Annotated in this window: 11 protein-coding genes; 9 read left to right on the forward strand and 2 right to left on the reverse strand. The window is 54.5% G+C overall.

The genetic code is table 11. The features are described 5' to 3' along the window. Positions 1-124: 124 nt before the first annotated feature. Positions 125-1,219: an IS110 family RNA-guided transposase gene (locus tag H5P30_RS08885; RefSeq protein ID WP_185691013.1), complete on the forward strand. Its 1,095-nt coding sequence runs from the start codon at positions 125-127 to the stop codon at positions 1,217-1,219. A 291-nt stretch (positions 1,220-1,510) separates the two neighbouring features. On the opposite strand, the gene H5P30_RS08890 is transcribed toward H5P30_RS08885, so the two are convergent. Continuing rightward, on the reverse strand, positions 1,511-3,262 hold the full coding sequence (locus tag H5P30_RS08890; RefSeq protein ID WP_185692595.1) for a helicase HerA domain-containing protein: 1,752 nt from the start codon (positions 3,260-3,262) through the stop codon (positions 1,511-1,513). Between the two features lie 146 nt (positions 3,263-3,408). On the opposite strand from H5P30_RS08890, the gene H5P30_RS08895 reads away from it, so the two are divergent. The 8 genes from H5P30_RS08895 to H5P30_RS08930 all read left to right on the forward strand — a co-directional run bounded on the left by H5P30_RS08895 (position 3,409) and on the right by H5P30_RS08930 (position 13,519). After that, entirely contained in the window at positions 3,409-4,776 is a 1,368-nt protein-coding gene (locus H5P30_RS08895; protein WP_185692596.1) for an integron integrase, read from the forward strand. A gap of 350 nt (positions 4,777-5,126) precedes the next feature. Further along, positions 5,127-5,888 (forward strand): SMC-Scp complex subunit ScpB, encoded by a 762-nt coding sequence (gene scpB / locus H5P30_RS08900; RefSeq protein WP_185692597.1) that lies wholly within the window; start codon positions 5,127-5,129, stop codon positions 5,886-5,888. Continuing rightward, a complete protein-coding gene (gene pheA / locus H5P30_RS08905; protein ID WP_185692598.1) occupies positions 5,885-6,970 on the forward strand; it encodes a prephenate dehydratase in 1,086 nt (361 codons plus the stop codon). Before scpB ends, pheA begins: the two co-directional genes overlap by 4 nt. A gap of 59 nt (positions 6,971-7,029) precedes the next feature. Next, positions 7,030-8,229: an aminotransferase class I/II-fold pyridoxal phosphate-dependent enzyme gene (locus tag H5P30_RS08910; RefSeq protein ID WP_185692599.1), complete on the forward strand. Its 1,200-nt coding sequence runs from the start codon at positions 7,030-7,032 to the stop codon at positions 8,227-8,229. A gap of 150 nt (positions 8,230-8,379) precedes the next feature. Further along, positions 8,380-10,710 carry an outer membrane protein assembly factor BamA gene (gene bamA / locus H5P30_RS08915; protein ID WP_185692600.1) on the forward strand — a complete coding sequence of 777 codons (2,331 nt, stop codon included), beginning with the start codon at positions 8,380-8,382 and terminating at the stop codon, positions 10,708-10,710. A 63-nt stretch (positions 10,711-10,773) separates the two neighbouring features. Then, positions 10,774-11,328 (forward strand): OmpH/Skp family outer membrane protein, encoded by a 555-nt coding sequence (locus H5P30_RS08920; RefSeq protein WP_185692601.1) that lies wholly within the window; start codon positions 10,774-10,776, stop codon positions 11,326-11,328. 200 nt (positions 11,329-11,528) lie between these two features. Beyond that, positions 11,529-12,575 carry a UDP-3-O-(3-hydroxymyristoyl)glucosamine N-acyltransferase gene (lpxD, locus tag H5P30_RS08925; RefSeq protein WP_185692602.1) on the forward strand — a complete coding sequence of 349 codons (1,047 nt, stop codon included), beginning with the start codon at positions 11,529-11,531 and terminating at the stop codon, positions 12,573-12,575. After that, positions 12,572-13,519 (forward strand): ribose-phosphate diphosphokinase, encoded by a 948-nt coding sequence (locus H5P30_RS08930; RefSeq protein WP_185692603.1) that lies wholly within the window; start codon positions 12,572-12,574, stop codon positions 13,517-13,519. Before lpxD ends, H5P30_RS08930 begins: the two co-directional genes overlap by 4 nt. A gap of 307 nt (positions 13,520-13,826) precedes the next feature. Here the strand turns inward: H5P30_RS08930 and H5P30_RS08935 are convergent, their stop codons facing one another. Next, complete coding sequence (locus tag H5P30_RS08935; RefSeq protein WP_185692604.1) at positions 13,827-14,846, reverse strand: hypothetical protein; 1,020 nt, start codon at positions 14,844-14,846, stop codon at positions 13,827-13,829. Positions 14,847-14,929 lie beyond the last annotated feature (83 nt).

Here is a 14,929-nt window from a genome sequence, read left to right on the forward strand (position 1 = left end):
GTAGATGCTATGAGCGGATCCGAGGGATCTGCTTTTCTTGGGGCCTCTTCTTTCGGATACTAAACAGGCCCGGGTTAAGAGGACCCGGACCTGAAAAAATGAACCTGAAAGAAAGATTCAAAAAATGAAGTTATACATGGCGCTGGAACTGAGCAATACTAAATGGAAGCTGGCCTTCTCGACGGGAGAGAAGATACGGCTGATCACGATCGAGGCTCGTGATCAGTTGGCCTTTCAATCGGCCCTGAAGGCGACTCGGGACAAGTGGCAGCTAGGCGAAGACATTGAGGTTTTCAGTGTCTACGAAGCGGGCCGGGACGGTTTCTGGATCCACCGCTGGCTGGAGGGGTTGGGGATCAACAACGTCATCGTTGATCCCGCCAGCATTGAGGTGAACCGCCGCAAACGCCGAGCCAAGACTGACCGCCTGGACGCCAAGGCCTTGCTGCGTCAGCTGATTCGCTACCACGGCGGTGAGCATACGCTCTGGTCTGTCGTGCGCGTGCCGAGCGTGGAGCAGGAAGACCTGCGTCGGCGCGAGCGAGAGATCAAGCGACTGAAGAAGGAGATCGGTGCGGGCACAGCCCGGATCAAAAGCCTGCTTGTTTTGCATGGACTTCGCCTCGATTCACTTAGCAAGCTCGATACACGGCTCGATTCGCTGCTCGGTTGGGACAACCGCCCCCTCCCGGAACATATACGCAGCGAGATCGCCCGCGAATACGAACGCGTGGAGTTTGCCCGCACCCAACTCAAGGCTCTGGAACGTGCGCGGACTGCCCGAATCGCAAAGCCCCAAACAAAGGCCGAGCGACAGGCCCACAAGCTCACCCGGCTCAAGGCCGTTGGCGTCATCAGCGCCATGACCTTAAGCGAGGAGTTCTTCAGCTGGCGAGAGTTCCGCAACGTCCGGCAAGTCGGCGCCTGCGCCGGTCTGGATGGCTCCCCCTACGACAGCGGCGACAGCAAGAACGAACAAGGCATCAGTAAAGCCGGCAATGCCAAGGTCCGGGCCCTGATGATCGAGCTGGCCTGGTCGTGGCTGAGGAACCAACCCCAGTCGGATCTGGCCAAATGGTTCGACAACAACTTCGCCAGGGGAAAACGCAGCCGAAGAATCGGCATCGTCGCTCTGGCGCGCAAGCTACTGGTGGCTCTGTGGAAGTACTTGGAAAAAGACGAACTCCCCGCTGGGGCTCTCCTCAAAGAGACTGCCTGAGAACTTTTACCAATCAAACTATCTGAGCTTTATCTGACTTTGGTGGATTGATGGCCCGTTTCGATGCTGGAGATGGTAAATCCCACTCGTTCTTGTAGATTGGCGTCATCATGAAACCGCATATTCAAGCCTGCGATCAGGCGTATTTGGCATCAGGTGACCGGCTAGACCGGCACGGATAGAAGTTGGTCCCGAGGGCTACATAGCCCCGGATACTCAAATGCGGAAACCACTAAGATCAATCGCTCAAAATAAACATAACATTATCGCGATTATGACTTGACCCATAAATCACCATAGAAGCATCGACCGTATGTTGCTACCAGCTATAGCTTCTAGATAGTCTAATCCTGTTTGGTCTACACTACGGAAGCATATCAGATTCTCGCACTGAGATAATGCGCTTTTTGCGACCACGGCAGTGCGCTGCGATATCAGTATTACAGATAGTCCATACTTCCGAATCTGCATCATCAACAATCCAATTTTAAATGCACTATCTCGACCTGGAGCATTGAATCCTAATCCCGCTGGCTCAGGAATAAATTGGTGCGCCTCATCGATGATCACCACGCGTGAACGAGGTGTTCCAGTTTTATATTCAGCAATAGCCTCTTTAATTAAGTATTCGAGAAAAGCCAGAGCCCTATCAGCAGCAACCTCTCCATGTTTTGGTTCGAATACTGAGAGCCCCGGCTTCTTTAAATCCGTATTAGAGTCGTAAGGAGTTAGTCCCTTCTTGGAAACATATTCTCCAGTTTGATCAAGAATTGTTACCCACCGATCCTGAGAGAGTTCCCTCGCTAATCGAGTCGCGAATGTCGACTTTCCCATCTTTGTCATTCCCAAGATTGCAAGATGGCCTTCAGCAGCAATTCTACAATCCAGCGTAATGGGGATGTCAGTTCCAATTACCTTCCCAATTTCGATATTATTTTCAGGAATAGAGATTCTGCCTTCCAAGTCTATTGCACTGCTAGGCAAAACTCGAGCACCAGGAGGAGGAACCCACCTGTGCGCGCTCATTCGCATCGCATTATAATTGAAGACACCTAGTTGATTGGCCGACGCGTTCACAAGCAGATGGGACCCACCTTTAACATCTCGACGGTCAATGTAGGCTGATGACAATTGGTATAGAATCGGTGGATTCGGAGCATTTTGCGAGACGACAACCACATCCCCTATTTCCATACTTTGCACAGAGGTAAATTTTAGAGTTTTATCTGTCGAACCTTGGTCCACGGATCCTACAGGAGTCAAAAGGCCGTCCGGGCTCTCGGAAACTGAGATAGTCTGTCCTGTAACTACTGATTCACATGCTTGGGAGTCAGGGACGTGTATTTGGCCCCAAGTATCAGCAACTCTCCGAATGCGATGAATCATTACGCCATCGGTGTTCACTTTTGAACTTCGAATAATCACTGGCTTGCCTGTTGCGGGTAGATCAGGCGCAGAAATAAGGAGTGAAGACGGCCCAACCATACCTTCCACGATACATAATGCCTCACCATCACGACTGACGGACCAGAGTGACTGCCAATTTACTCTGCCTAAGACGAGAATAGTAACCCAAACTGCAATGATAGCCCAAAAATCCGACTGGTTGGTGGGAAATTCTTCCATTGCTGCGAGAACAAAGACAACTGAGTAAATTATCCTCGCACTTGCTAATTGAGATAACGAGCGAAATGAATTCGCGATTCCGCTATACTTACTGTTTCTGCGACCTGCCCCAAGAAAAAGGGCCAGAGTTGCAAGGATTGCCGCTACAGCAAAGATTGTCCCAAATATGCTCCACCCAAATACAGTAGTCGTTTTTGGTGTATTAAGCGCTAGCAGCCCAAAGAAAATAGTATTAACAATGACGTCTGTTGGCCGTGAGTAATAGGGCTCTAACAACTGAGGATTGATAATAACCGAGAGAAGCCCTGCGATAAACCAAGTTTCCTTTGTGAATAAATCACCAGTGATGTAAAAGCAGAGGCCTACAATTATCGCGAATTGAATTAAAGAAAGGGATAGCCTCCAGCGTATATTCATTTTCTTAAATTATTCACACAACGTATTAGTACTTCATTCTGAATATCCCCTCCATTCATTGACGCGTCAAGATCATTTCGGAGCAAAATGTCTTGAAACCTTATGGAATAACATTCTAGTAATTGAGATATTCATATTTCAATATCATGATTCGTCTGTCCAAAGAAACTTTTCATCGGTTTCAGATCCGATTGGGGGAGCTTGGTGTCTCCGATCGTGGGAGACTCCATTATGTGAAGTGGGTGCGGTATTACCTGGACTTTGAGGCAAAGTATGGGAGTGGGGTTCCGAAGGCGGAAATATTGCCCCAATTTCTGGCCAAGCTGAGGAGCAAGGGTCAGTCGTCTCGTCTCTGTGAGCAGGCGCGTCACGCGGTGGAGGTCTATCTTGCCATGGGTGCAGGATCGGATCGGGAAGGGGCGGAAGGTATGTCGGGCGAGACGAGGGTTGTTGAAGAGCCGTCCCCCGAGGAGGTTGAAGTGGGCGGCCCGACCGACGGGCTTTCCCGATATGGTCGTTCACCGGATTCGGGGTCGGGATCTCGCGGTGAGTGGGATCAGTTGGTGAAAATGATGGGAGGAGAGATCCAGCGGCGGAATTACTCATCAGCCACTTTGAGTAGTTATGTGGCTTGGGTGCGTCGTTTTGGTCAGTTCACGCGTTTCATGCCGACAGAGAAGGTGTCGGACGAGGAGGCCAGGGACTTTTTGACAAATTTGGCGGTGGAAGGGCGGGTGGTCGCTTCGACGCAGAATCAGGCGTTTAATGCGCTCCTGTTCCTGTTTCGCCATGTGTTGAAGCGAGACTATGAGATGGAAGACCGGGTCGTCCGCGCGAAAACCTCCAAGTATATTCCAACCGTGCTGACGAGGCCGGAGGTGGATGCAGTGCTGAGGAACCTGAAGTTCCCTTATGATTTGATCGTTTCCATGCTCTACGGCTGCGGTCTTCGCCTATCCGAGTGTCTGGAGTTGCGGGTCGGGGATCTCGATTTTTCCGAGGATTTAGTGATCGTTCATGATGGAAAGGGGCAGAAGGATCGATCCGTGCCGCTCCCGAAAAAACTGAGGCCCGAGATCGAAAGTCAGGTGCGGCGAGTTGAAAAATTGCTGAAAAAAGATTTGGAGCACCCTGATTTCGGAGGGGCTTTTATGCCGAAGACGATGGGGAGGCGACGAGCAGAGCGGGAGGCGAAGACCTTGCCTCGGCAATGGCTTTTCCCGGCCAAAGGGCTCACTCTGGTCCCCGATGAGGGAACGTATCGCCGCTACCACAATTTTAATCAATATTTGAGCAAGGCGATCTATGCTGCGGTAAAAAAAGCAAAGATTTCGAAACGGGTAACCCCTCACACCTTCCGCCACAGTTTTGCGAGTCATCTCTTGGCGGCCAACGTGGATTTGCGGACGATCCAGGAGTTATTGGGACATGCCGATATCAAGACGACGATGATCTACACCCACACGGTGAAAAGCCAAACGAAGAAAGAGAGGGTGAGCCCGCTGGATTTATAATACCGAATTTAGGAAGGTTTGATCGTTGTGATGGCTGCGGAATGGATTTGCAGCGAATTCCGCTCAGCGTAACCCGCTCAGCGGTCCGAGCCCTTATCAGGGCAGGGCTTCTCCTCAGAAGCCCTTCCATCGGGGCGGAATGAATTCCGCGGTCCGTTAAAGATCCACTGGAGCTGTGGGGCCACCGACACAGCCCCACCGACAACCGACTCACCGACAACCGATCACCGAGAACCGACTCACCGACAACCGACCACCGCCCCACCGCCCCTCGGTAAACCGACAAATACAGGCCGGGGTGGAAAAGTAGTTGTCGCCCAAGGGATTCCCGTCTATCAAAAACCGCTTTTATGTCCGCTGACCTCAAAAAGACGATCGAGGCTTTACTTTTCTCTACCTCGGAGGCTTTGCCTGTGCGCGAGTTGCACCGGGTGCTTGCGGAGGCGCATGAGCAGTCGTTGGCCGACGCGGAGAATGATCAGGGGAATTCGGAGGACGATGATTTTGGCGGGGAAGCGACGATTCCGCCGCCTCCGGGAACTTCGCGGTTGCGGGAGATCATCCGGGAGCTGCGCGATGAGTGGCGGGCTGCGGATTCGGTGTATGACGTGGCGGAAACGGCCGATGGGTTCCGGATGGTGGTGCGCCCTGTGTATGCGGATGCGGTGCGGTTGTTGCGGAAAGAGCCTCGTCCGGCGCGGCTGAGTTCGGCGGCGATGGAGACGCTCTCGATTGTGGCCTACCGGCAGCCGGTGACCCGGTCTGACATTGAGCGGATTCGCGGGGTGTCGGCAGACAGCGCCTTATCCCGACTCACGGAGCACGATTTGGTTGAGGCGAAGGGTCGGGCGGAATTGCCGGGCCGGCCTACGGTGTACGGAACGACGGAAAAGTTTTTGGATTTTTGTGGAATTCGCTCGGTGGAGGATTTGCCCTCGTCGGATGTTCTTTCGCCGGCGCGGCTTGATGCCTGGCTGAGCGAAGACGACGAAGAGAAGTCTCCCGACAATGCCGATATGGGCTTGCCGGAATCCGAGGCGGAAGCTCCGGCTTCTGAGGGGGAGTCGGCCGAAGAAATTCGCGTGGAGGATGAAACGGAGGAAGTGAAGTGAGCGAGGCTCTCAATGAATTGCGGAAACGGATTAACCAGATCGATCAGGATCTCGTGGCGCTTTTGGATGAGCGGGTAAATCTGGCCTCAGAGATCGGGAAAACGAAGGTTCGCGACGGGGTGCCGTTTTTCGATCCTTCCCGAGAGGAGGAAGTGCTGGAGCGGGTGTCCTCGAATAGCGATGGTTCCTTTCCCCAATCGGCCCTGCGGCGGATTTTTCGCGAAATCATTTCGGCCTCGATCTCGCTGCAAAAGCAGTTGGTGATCGGCTTTCTGGGGCCGGAGGCGACGTTTACGCATCAGGCTGCGCGGGAGTGCTTTGGCTCGAGTGTTGAGTTTCGGGCGTTTCGGACGATTCCAGAGATCTTCCGGGCCGTGGAGCGAGGAGCGGTCGATTATGGGGTGGCTCCGGTGGAGAATTCGATCCAGGGGTCGGTCTTCGCCACGCTGGATTCCCTGGTCGATGTGGATCTGCGAATCATCGCCGAGCGCCGTTTGAGCATCGAGCACTGCTTGATCTCCAACGAGCCGTTGGACAAAATCGAACGGGTCTACTCGAAGGATCAGGCGCTCGGCCAGTGCCGGGATTGGCTGGCGAAGAATTTGCCCAAGGCTGAACTCATCGATGCGACGAGCACTGCGGGGGCGGTGAAGATTGCCGCCGAAGAGGCTGGATCCGCCGCGATCGCCAGCGCTTTGGCTGCGGCTGAATTCAATCTCCCCGTTTTGGAGCGAGGAATTCAGGATGTCCGGAATAACTATACCCGGTTTCTGGTTCTCGGGCGTCCCGAAACGGCGCCGGCGGTGCCGGTGGAGCGGGCACGGACGGCGGTGGTTCTCTCCATCTCCGACGAGCCGGGAGCCCTGCAGACGGCGCTCGATCCTTTTGCCGAGAAGGGGATTAACCTGAGCCGCATCGAATCCCGTCCCAGTCGTAAGAAGGCCTGGGACTACCTCTTTTTCATCGAATTTGCCGGCCACGAGAAGACACCGGAGGTGGCCGAAGTTCTGGAGCATTTGCGAGCTTCCTGCCCGCTCGTGAAAGTTCTTGGAAGTTTTCCGGTTGCAGACAAACTTGACTGATCGCTCCTCTCACCGGAGATTGCCCCTTTAACTGCCAGCACGCGTACAAAACCAAATTTATGGCCATTTTCCCGAGTCGAAAAAATCAGAAGAGCCGGATTGCCCGGCGGTGTGAGGACGATTCCGTCACGAAGCTCCGTCTGAAATACGCTCCGTACTACTATACCTTTGACCGGCAGGAGGGCACTCGCGTTTGGCGGGAGGGGAAGCCCTACATCATGCTTTCGAGCAATGATTACCTCGGCCTCGGCAATCACCCGAAGGTCGTCGAGGCCGGGCGGGAAGCTTTGAAGAAGTGGGGGAGCAGCACCACCGGAGCTCGCTTGGCCAATGGTAGCCGCACCTATCACACAGAGCTGGAGGAAGAGCTCGCGGACTTTATCGGAAAGGAAGCCTGCCACGTTCATGCAGCCGGTTATCTTTCCTGCATGTCCGCGGTGGCCACTTTTGCCGAGCGCGGCGACCTGATCGTGGTCGACAAGAATGTGCACTCCTCTCTCTGGTCGGGGATTCACCTTAGCGGGGCAACGGCTGAACGCTTTATCCACAACAATCCGGATGATCTGCGCGATGTGCTCATCCACGAGGATCCGGATCGGGCGAAGTTGCTCCTCTTTGAGGGTGTGTATTCGATGGAGGGCCACGTGGCGAAAATGCCAGAGCTCATGGAGGTCGCCCGCGAGAACGATATGTTCTCCGTCATGGACGACGCCCACGGGTTTGGAGTGATGGGGCCGGGAGGCCGGGGAACGGCAGCTCATTTCGGGCTCGAGTCCGAGATCGACGTCATTTCCGGTAGTTTTTCGAAGGCTCTCTCTAGCACGGGTGGTTATGTCGCTGGTTCGCGGGCGATGATTGATTACCTGCGGACGCACTCGAAACAGACGATCTTCAGCGCGGCGATTTCACCTTCTCAGGCAGCTTGTGCACTCGCTTCGCTGCGGGTGTTGAAGGAAGAGCCAGAGCACCTGGAGCGCCTCTGGAAGAATACCCGGCGCTATAAGGAAATGCTCGAGAACATGGGGCTCGACACTTGGGGGAGTGAAACTCCGGCGATGCCGATCGTTCTCGGAACCAAGGAGAAAGTTTACTCGTTCTGGAAGGATCTTCTCTCAAAAGGGGTCTTCACTGTGATGTCAGTGGCTCCTGGGGTGCCGCCGGGCAAGGACTTGGTCCGGACCGCGATCTCCGCCCGCCACACGGATGAGGATTTGGATAAGGTGGGCGACGCGCTCGCCTACGCCGCCCGCAGTCTCTGATCCGCTTGCTCCTGTTATCGACTCGAAAGCCCTGACCGTCTCATGGACGGGGATTTCCGCGTCCGCCGTTTCGCTTTCGCAAAGAAATCGAGTGAGAGACAGGGATTGAGTTGATTTGACGGGGGCTGTTCGTCAATGTCGCCGTTTTCCATGCGTTCGTTCCTCACTTCCATTCTGCCGGCGCTATTGTTTTTGTCGGGTTTCGGCTTCGTTTCTGGTCTCTCCGCCCAGGAAGCACCCACTCCTACCACCGTTCGCGAAGTTCGTGTCCGCTACGATGGGTTCCCTTCGGTGAGTGAGGCGTTGATTCGGGGAAATATTCAAGTGCAGAAAGGGGAGCTTTTCGACCAAGCTGCCATCGATCGCTCGATTCGCTCCCTGTATCGGACGGGTTTTTTCGAGTTCCTGGCCGCGGATATCGATGAGGTCGGAAATGACGAGGTCATCGTCACTTTTCGGGTGAAACCGAAATATCGGATTTCGCAAGTGAAGTTCGAGGGGAACGACAAGCTCAGCAATAAGAGGTTAAAGAAGGAAATCTCGATCTCCGAGGGGGATTTCTTCGACGAGTATAATGCGAAATCCGATGAGGATGCGATTTACGCTCTCTATTTGAAAAAGGGATATTCAAATGTCGATGTTGACTACGACTATGTCAGCGATGACACCACCGGCCTCGTCGACGTCACCTTCCTCATTCAGGAGGGGACGAAGATTCACGTCGGGGATGTCAGCTTCACCGGGATCGGCGATCTCTCCGCTTCGAAACTGCGGGGAGTCATGCAGCTCAAGAAATGGAATTTTTGGACCTCCTGGCTTACTGGCAAAGGACGCTTCGACCCGGATCTTCTGGTCGATGACCGCCAGACCCTCCTTGCCTACATCCGGGACCAAGGGTATCTGGACGTAAAGATTCCGGAGACCGGGATCCGGATCTCCTACCCGGAAGAGAATGTCGTGAACGTCGCTTTTGACGTCGATCTGGGGAAACAGTATTCCGTGGGGACGGTTGCCGTGGCCGGAAATACCTTGTTCAGCAAAGAGGAAATCCTCGACGAGACCGATTTGGAGCCCGGCGATGTGTTCTCTCCCTCAAAAGTGGCAGCGGCTACTGAGGATATTCGCCTCTTCTACGGATCGGACGGCTACCTCGAGACATACGTGCGGGCGATGCGGACACCCAACCTGGAGACTGGGGCCATCGACCTGACTTATCAGATTTCCGAAAGTCAGAAGTTTGATGTCGAATCGATCAATCTGCAGGGCAACACCAAGACCAAGAGCATCGTCATCATCCGTGAATTGGCCTTGGCTCCGGGAGAAACCTTCGACCTGAGGCGGATGCGCAATAGCCAGATGCGTTTGGAGAACACCCGCTACTTCGATTCAGTCAATCTGCGTCCGGAGTCGACCAACGTTCCCGGGAAGAAGGATTTGAGCATTTCTGTCCAAGAAGGGCGCACCGGGAACCTCACTTTCGGGGCTGGATTCAGCTCCTTGGAAAGTGCGGTCTTCTTCGCCGAAATCAGCCAGGGGAACTTTGACCTCTTCAACTGGCGCTCTTACTTCCAGGGCGACGGCCAAAAGTTCCGCGTTCGTTTCCAGATCGGTTCGAAGAGTAACGAGGTCGTCATCGCCTTCGAAGAACCTTGGCTTTTCGAGCGGCAGTTGGCCCTCGGTTTTGAAATTTTCCGCCGGCAAACCGACTACAACAGTTCGGAATACAACGAATTGCGGACCGGTTTCGAAGTCTATCTCCGCAAGCGACTCTTCGAGTTGGTCGAGGGACGCCTGAGCTACAGTCTCGAGAATGTCGACATTTTCGACGTTTCTGAGGATGCCTCGAGCCAAATCAAAGAGGAAGAGGGGGGGAAGCTGATCTCGAAAGTGGGGGGCACCCTGACTCGGGATACACGCGACCGTTTGATCATCACCCGGAAAGGAAATCGCGTCGAACTGAACAGTCAGGTCGCCGGGGGAATCCTTGGTGGGGATGTTGATTACTGGAAAAATCAGATCTGGGCTTCCCAATTTATTCCAACCTTTGAAACCCTGAACCAGGGATTTGCGATGTATGGCCGGATCGGAACCATTATCCCTTATGGGGACAGTGATGTGCCGTTCTTCGACCGCTTCTTCCTCGGTGGACCGAACACCCTCCGTGGTTTTGGTTACCGCGATGTAGGCCCGGTCGATGATACCGGTGAGCCGATCGGGGGGAACTCGTTCGGATATCTTTCCTTTGAGTATATGGTCCAGCTGGCCGATCCGCTCGAAGTCGTCCTCTTCTACGACTGGGGGTACGTGAACTCTGAGGATTGGGATTTCAACTCTTCCGCCTACAACGATGACTGGGGATTTGGGTTCCGAGTCTTTATCCTCGGGGCTCCACTGCGACTGGATTTCGGGTTCCCGATCACCTCCAGCCCGACCAATGACGACGGGATGCAGTTTAATTTTTCCTTTGGAACTCGATTCTGATACCGTGCTCCCTTCATTCGTCGAAAATTTCCCAAAAACTGTAAAATCACAAACCACATTCATATGATCAAAAAACACATCCTCCTTCTTACCGCCCTCGTGGCCGGATCCCTCACTCTCAGCGCCCAAGAGGCTACCAAAGTGGGTGTCGTCGACCTCGACTTGGTCCTCCAGCAGTATGACCAGTTCAACGACGCCAAAGCCAAGCTCAAGGAGCAGCAAGAGCGCGCGGATGCCGAATTGCGTCCGATGGTCGATTCCATCAACTCCCTGCGTCAGGAAATTCAAACCGTAAACGACCGCATCAATAACCCGACCAGCAGCGAAGAATCTCAGATGGAGGCACGCAACCAAGCCCGCCAGCTGCAGGCCGAGCTCGAGCAAAAGGCGATTGAATTCCAACGCCTCCGTGCCGAAGCCCAGCGCACCATCGGTCAGCGCGAGCAAAACATGCTCTCGATGGTTCTCGACGACGTCCGCGGTGCCACCGCAACGGTCGCGGAAGAAATGGGATTGGACCTGGTGCTCAGCAACCAGAATCAAATCGTTCTCTACTTCGGAGATTCCCTTGAGATCTCGGACGAAGTTCTTGCTCAGCTCAGCGAAGCTTCGGAGTAAGGAGTAGAGGTATCTTCTTTTTGCGGAGCGGCAATGGCAGGACGAGTGAGTCAATCATTCCTCTCGACCGGGCTTTCTGAGGAAAGTTCCCGGGGCCGTATGTTGCCGTCTCCTTTCGTTTTTCCGATCCGCCGGTTGGAGGGCGTCGCTCTCCAGCCGGAACGGGTCGATTCGACCTCTGGAAATTGAGTCGCCCTTAGATGAAGTTTACTTTTCCTCTAGCAGAGCTCCTCAGCAGCCTTGGTGACTGTGAGGTGGAAGGTGAATGGGACGGAGACATTTCGGGGATCTCCACGCTGAAAGATGCGCAGCCGGGGGACCTTTCCTTTCTGGGAAACTCCCGCTACACGCAAGAGGTTCGCTCTAGTGCCGCCTCGGTCATCCTTCTTCCCAAAAGTTTCGAGGGATCTCCACCCGACGGGCAGGTCTATGTCCGCTTGAAGAATCCCTCCTTCGCCTTGGGCCAGTTTTGCGGGGTCCTCGAGCAGCGTTTCTGGCCTCGGCCCCCGGTAGGGATCCATCCAACCGCCGTCATTGATCGTGATGCCGTAGTCGACGATAAAGCGACAATCGGGCCCTATTGCCTGGTTTCCTCCGGTGCCCAAATTGGTGCGGGAGTGGTGTTGACTTCGCACGTGAGCCTCGGTGCCCATGTGGTCGTCGGGGAAGGCAGCCGGATCATGACCCACGTTACGGTGGGAGACTTTTGCGAAATCGGGAAGAATGTTTTTCTCAATCCCGGAGTGGTTATCGGAGCCGACGGTTTTGGCTACGAGACCGTCAATGGGGTCCATGAGAAAGTGCCGCAGATTGGCAGAGTCATCATCGAAGACGACGTCGAGGTGGGGGCCAACTCGGCCATCGACCGCGCCCGCTTCAGTGAGACCCGGATCGGGCAGGGGACCAAGATCGATAACTTGGTTCAGATCGGCCACAACGTCCGCATCGGCAAAGGATGCCTGATTGTCGCCCAAGTCGGAATTAGTGGGAGTACGACCATTGAGGATTATGTCGTGATCGGCGGCCAGACGGGGATCGTCGGCCACATCACGATTGGTTCCGGTGTGCGCATCGGAGCCCAGAGTGGAATCTCGAAGTCCATCCCTCCGGGGCATGCAGTTCAGGGCTCTCCGGCGCTGGACATTCGACTTTTCCAACGCATCACCGCCCTCCAACGGCGGCTGCCCGACTTCTTTGCTCGCTTCCAGCGTTTGGAGGATAGCGCCCGAGACCGTGTAGAATCATGAAAGAAACCCAGTTAAAAGTATTTTCGGGAAGCTCGAATCCAGAGCTGGTCAGAAAGATCTGTGATTACCTAGGCATCACTGCCGGCGAAGCAACGGTCACCAGTTTCCCCGATGGCGAAACTTTTGTGAAGTACAACGAAAACATCCGCGGAGATGATGTTTTCATTGTCCAGAGCACATCGGTGCCGGCAAACCATCACATCATGGAGCTCCTGATCATGATCGATGCCGCTCGTCGCGCATCGGCCAAGCGAATCACCGCCGTTATCCCATTCTACGGCTATGCCCGTCAGGACCGCAAGGATCAGCCCCGGGTGCCGATTACCTCCAAGCTGGTGGCTAATCTACTGACCGCTTCTGGAGCGAATCGGATTCTCGCGATGGACCTTCACGCTCAGCAGATCCAAGGCTTTTTCGATATCCCGGTCGATCATCTCTACGCCTCCCCGGTCGTATACGATTACCTCCGCAGTATGGATACGGAGAATCTGACCGTCTTCTCGCCCGACGTCGGTGGGATGAAGATGGCCGCAGCCTATGCGGATCTCCTCGGCTGCCCGCTGGGATTCTGCGCAAAACGCCGGATGAACGCCGAAACCGTCGAGGCTTTCAACATTGTCGGAGATGTCGAAGGCAATGACATCCTCATTGTTGACGACATGACCGAAACGGCCGGAACTTTGACAGCCGCCGCCAAGCTTCTCAAGGAATCGGGGGCTCGGCGCGTAATGGCCGCCGTGAGCCACGGAACCATCAACGAAATCGGCTACGAACGGCTGCGTCAGGGGCATATCGACAAACTTATCACCACCGATACGGTGAAAGTAGACCCCCGTGATTTGCCAATCAAGGTTCTCACCGTTTCCCCCCTCCTCGCAGAGGCCATCAAGCGGATTCACGGCAATTCCAGCGTCACCTCCCTCTTTCAAGTCAAAGGGTATTGAGTAGGGCCGCAGCTTCAGCTGCGCCTGTGCGTTGCCTCTCGGCTCGTGTTTTCGGGCTCTACGATAGAGCTGGTCGATCGGCGTATTTGCGCTCAGGAAATTCGTTCCATTGTCGACGGTCGGCAGCCCGAGCCGCGCAGCTAAAGCTGAGCGGGTACTTGAAGTAGGGCCGCAGCTTCAGCTGCGCCTAGTGCGTTGCCTCTCCGCCTCGGTTCTCGGTTCCCGCCTCGGTTCTTGGCGTCCGAAATCCAGCCAACGGATCCACTCGAAGACTCCGAACGATACCTTCGGTTCTATCCTGCGGACCTTATTTTTTTCGTGCGATTTGGACTTCGCACGGAAGGGCGGGAAGAATGATCAACTCTTGCGAGCCCATGGTTGCGGCGAAAAGGAGTTCGCAGCTCCGCGGAGCCTGAATCGTGGAGTTGGGAGGAACCGTGATCTTGTCCGTAGTGAGGGCATGGATCTTGGAATAAAGGTCAGGCAACTCGCTGCTGGCAAAGGCTCTCCAACTATCGAGAGGTTTTTCGACTCCGCTGGATTCGCTGAGGCTCTCAAATTCTTCGAGGTAGGGCAGAAGTCTGGACTGAAGCCAAGCCAGAGTCGCTTGATTTTGGGCGGAAAGACCGGAGTTATTTTGCTTTGAGATGCGTTCAGCTAAATCGGAAATATCCCGTTTGAGGGTATCTTCCAGAGGAGGTAGCTGCTCGGGCAAAAGAGCCAGCTTTAGCTGATTGAAACGTGCCTTGTATTTTCGAACGTAGTAGTCCTGCACCCCTTTGGATCGAATGTCGGAGTAGTTGGTCGGGTCGGAGCTCGAGCGGTCGTAGCGGTAGTTGACTTGAACGTCGTGACTTGGGGGGAAATCGGATTTAAGCTCCTGAAGCTTTTCCGCTGGGGAGTCTTTTCCGTCCTTCCCGTTATTATTGATGATGCGAGAGAGGAGCTCATTTTGGCGCTCCAGGCCGCTGCGGAGGTCGGAGGGAAGTTCATCCAGTATCAACACCTGTTGCCCAGGCTGAATGTAGCGGTTCCATTCCCCCGTGCTGATGGAGTATTCTACCGGACCCCCCAATTTGGTTTGATATAGGTAGAAGCCGATGGCGCCGAGAGCAGCGAGGAGGAAGATCCAGACGACGGTTTGGATCAGTCGGGCTCCGACACTTCCCCGCCGGTGGCGTCGAATCAAATTTTCTGCCTGTTCTTGTGAAAGGAGGCGCGCTCGATCAGCGGGGACCAATCGATGACGAAGGATTTCCGAGACCTGCTCGCGCGTAGCTGGATTCTCGTTGCTATGAGAAGGATTGAGTCTTGGTTGCGAATTCACTTCATTTTTTTCTCCCTATCTTTTGAACGGCAGGGACACTTCGCGGTCAAATCAGGACTGCTCAAGAGGCAGACTAATTTTAA

This window comes from Puniceicoccus vermicola (genome assembly GCF_014230055.1).
Lineage (GTDB): Bacteria > Verrucomicrobiota > Verrucomicrobiia > Opitutales > Puniceicoccaceae > Puniceicoccus > Puniceicoccus vermicola.

Coding starts and splice junctions, on each gene's coding strand:
- scpB (WP_185692597.1), top strand. CDS start 5,127: ATGTCCGCTGACCTCAAAAAGACGATCGAGGCTTTACTTTTCTCTACC.
- H5P30_RS08920 (WP_185692601.1), top strand. CDS start 10,774: ATGATCAAAAAACACATCCTCCTTCTTACCGCCCTCGTGGCCGGATCC.
- H5P30_RS08885 (WP_185691013.1), top strand. CDS start 125: ATGAAGTTATACATGGCGCTGGAACTGAGCAATACTAAATGGAAGCTG.
- lpxD (WP_185692602.1), top strand. CDS start 11,529: ATGAAGTTTACTTTTCCTCTAGCAGAGCTCCTCAGCAGCCTTGGTGAC.
- H5P30_RS08930 (WP_185692603.1), top strand. CDS start 12,572: ATGAAAGAAACCCAGTTAAAAGTATTTTCGGGAAGCTCGAATCCAGAG.
- H5P30_RS08910 (WP_185692599.1), top strand. CDS start 7,030: ATGGCCATTTTCCCGAGTCGAAAAAATCAGAAGAGCCGGATTGCCCGG.
- H5P30_RS08895 (WP_185692596.1), top strand. CDS start 3,409: ATGATTCGTCTGTCCAAAGAAACTTTTCATCGGTTTCAGATCCGATTG.
- H5P30_RS08890 (WP_185692595.1), bottom strand. CDS start 3,262: ATGAATATACGCTGGAGGCTATCCCTTTCTTTAATTCAATTCGCGATA.
- bamA (WP_185692600.1), top strand. CDS start 8,380: ATGCGTTCGTTCCTCACTTCCATTCTGCCGGCGCTATTGTTTTTGTCG.